3 protein-coding genes are annotated in these 2880 nt (G+C 44.3%); 2 read left to right on the top strand and 1 reads right to left on the bottom strand.

The annotated features are described in order from the left end of the window. Positions 1 to 296 precede the first annotated feature (296 nt). Together argS and AB4653_RS21035 are read left to right on the top strand one after the other, a co-directional pair. Positions 297 to 2030 (top strand): arginine--tRNA ligase, encoded by a 1734-nt coding sequence (argS, locus tag AB4653_RS21040; RefSeq protein WP_009847308.1) that lies wholly within the window; start codon positions 297 to 299, stop codon positions 2028 to 2030. A 106-nt stretch (positions 2031 to 2136) separates the two neighbouring features. Next, positions 2137 to 2565, top strand: coding sequence for an HIT domain-containing protein (locus AB4653_RS21035; RefSeq protein ID WP_009847309.1), 429 nt, complete (start codon positions 2137 to 2139; stop codon positions 2563 to 2565). Positions 2566 to 2701: 136 nt separating this feature from the next. Here AB4653_RS21035 and AB4653_RS21030 read toward each other — a convergent pair. Beyond that, the coding region (locus tag AB4653_RS21030) for a FeoC-like transcriptional regulator (protein ID WP_372105246.1) at positions 2702 to 2880 on the bottom strand (179 nt) is incomplete at its 5' end.

Here is a 2880-nt window from a genome sequence, read left to right as displayed (position 1 = left end):
AAGCGCTGCTTTGACAAAAAACACTCAAAAAGTACCGTGTCTTACTTTCCTAAATAGACAAACTTGGCTTGGTCAAAGTTGATTGTCAAAAACCCCTCAGGAAATGTTAATTTTCTATCAATTCGACCTATAAGAAAGCCCACAAAATTGGTATGATTAACGCCATTTTTGTGAACTTAAACAGAGTCTGTTGTTCATTTCAGCATTAAATCGTTAACTAGAAGCATAATTAGCCAAATTTAATGCCCACGAAATAACGGCTACTCTTATTCATCCTTGAATTGAAGGAAACGCGTGTGAATATCCAAGCACTGATTAATGACAAAGTATCTCAGGCTCTAGAAGCCGCTGGCGCACCTGCAGGCTCTCCTGCGGCTGTCCGTCAATCTGCAAAACCACAATTTGGTGACTACCAAGCAAACGGCATTATGGGTGTTGCTAAACGACTAGGCACTAACCCTCGAGAATTTGCTCAAAAAGTATTGGACGTTCTAAACCTAGACGGTATCGCTTCTAAAGTTGAAATCGCAGGTCCAGGTTTCCTAAACATCTTCCTAGATGAAACGTTCCTGGCACAACAAGCAGACGCAGCGCTTGCTGACTCTCGCCTTGGTGTTTCAGCCGCAGAAGCACAAACGATTGTTGCTGACTACTCAGCTCCAAACGTTGCAAAAGAAATGCACGTAGGCCACTTACGTTCAACGATCATCGGTGATGCTGTTGTTCGTACACTTGAGTTCTTAGGTCACAAAGTTATCCGTGCTAACCACATTGGTGACTGGGGTACTCAATTCGGTATGCTTATCGCAAACCTTGAGCGCATCCAAGCTGAAACTGGTGAAGTTTCAATGGAACTGTCAGATCTTGAGCAGTTCTACCGTGAATCTAAAAAGCTTTACGACGAAGACGAAGAATTCGCTGTGAAAGCTCGTGGCTACGTAGTGAAACTGCAAGGTGGCGACGCATACTGTGCTGAAATGTGGAAAAAGCTTGTTGACGTAACCATGGTTCAAAACCAACGTAACTACGATCGCCTGAACGTATCACTAACACGTGATGATGTGATGGGTGAAAGTATGTACAACCATATGCTTTCAAACATCGTTTCTGACCTACAAACACAAGGTCTAGCAAAAGAGTCTGACGGCGCACAAGTTGTATTCCTAGACGAATACAAAAACAAAGATGGCGACCCTATGGGCGTTATCGTGCAAAAACGTGACGGTGGCTTCCTATACACCACCACCGATATTGCCTGTGCTAAATATCGTTTTGAAGAACTGGGCGCAGATCGCGTACTTTACTTCATCGACTCTCGTCAGCACCAACACCTAATGCAAGCTTGGACTATCGTTCGTAAAGCGGGTTATGTTCCTGAGTCTGTATCTCTTGAGCACCACGCGTTCGGCATGATGCTAGGTAAAGATGGTAAGCCATTTAAAACTCGTGCTGGCGGTACAGTGCGTCTTGCTGACCTTCTGGACGAAGCAGAAGTACGTGCAACTCAGCTGATTGAATCTAAAAACCCTGAGCTAGCAGAAGACGAGAAGAAAACCATTGCGAACACAGTAGCAATGGCAGCAGTTAAATACGCAGACCTTTCTAAGCACCGTACCACTGATTACGTGTTCGACTGGGAAAACATGCTGGCATTTGAAGGCAACACAGCACCGTACATGCAGTACGCATACACTCGTGTCGCTTCAATCTTTGCTAAAGCAGGCATTTCTATGGACTCTCTAGAAGGTGAAATCAAAATCACTGAAGAGAAAGAGAAAGCCCTTATCGCGAAACTTCTACAATTTGAAGAAGCGGTACAGTCTGTTGCTCGTGAAGGTCAACCACACATCATGTGTAGCTACCTGTTCGAACTTGCTGGTCAATTCTCTAGCTTCTACGAAGCATGCCCTATCCTTGTGGCTGAAGATGAAACCGTTAAACAGAGCCGCCTGAAGCTTGCTGCACTGACAGCTAAGACTATCAAGCAAGGTCTGTCGCTTCTAGGTATCGAAACTCTAGAGCGTATGTAATCCCCTTCGGGTTACAATGAATAAATACAAAGGTTGATGTGAGAGCATCAACCTTTTGTTTTATCTAACGTATACTGAATTCAAGAAATCGAAATGGATAATAATAATGAGCTTTGAACTTCACCCACAGTTAGCAAAAGACACCACGCTTATTGGCGAATTTCCACTAAGCTTGGCGCTGCTAAGCAAAGACAGTGCAGTGCCTTGGGTTATCTTGGTACCCAAACGCGCCAACCTAAAAGAGTTGCACCATCTACCAATGAAAGAACAACAGCAGTTCTTGCTTGAGTCTCAAGCGGTAAGCCAAGCATTAGAAGCGACATTCCAACCAGACAAATTAAACCTAGGCGCGCTAGGTAACATGGTGCCACAACTGCACATTCACCATATTGCGCGTTTCAAAAATGACATCGCATGGCCAGGACCAGTATGGGGAAACACTAAAGGTGAGCAGCGTACGGAAGAAGAACAAGCTGCAATCCATACTCGTATCCAAAACGTTTTGTCGCTGAGTTCTATCTTCAAGAAGGCGTAATTTGAGTTGGTCTCATTGAGCTTTAAAACAAGACAGTTCAGATAAGACACATAACAAAAAGCCGCTCACCTAAAATAGGTGAGCGGCTTTTTTATTGTCTAATCTCGTCGCTTTCAACGAGAGTATGAGACCTGAACTACATCATCACATTCAGTGACAAACCATCTTGTTTGCTGATGGTGTAGCGAATACGTGTTGTATGGCCATGCTTATTGGTGTCGACCAAGCGAGATATCTTGCCTTTCTTGACCCACACTCCCAGCATAGCATCGATACCGTCTTCACTTACCCCAAACTTAGATGCAAGCTCACTAC

Source organism: Vibrio sp. 10N.222.48.A3, from assembly GCF_041475345.1.
GTDB lineage: Bacteria > Pseudomonadota > Gammaproteobacteria > Enterobacterales > Vibrionaceae > Vibrio > Vibrio tasmaniensis_A.
The sequence above is the reverse complement of the archived record's forward strand: the minus strand, read 5'-3'. Positions and strand labels throughout refer to the sequence as shown.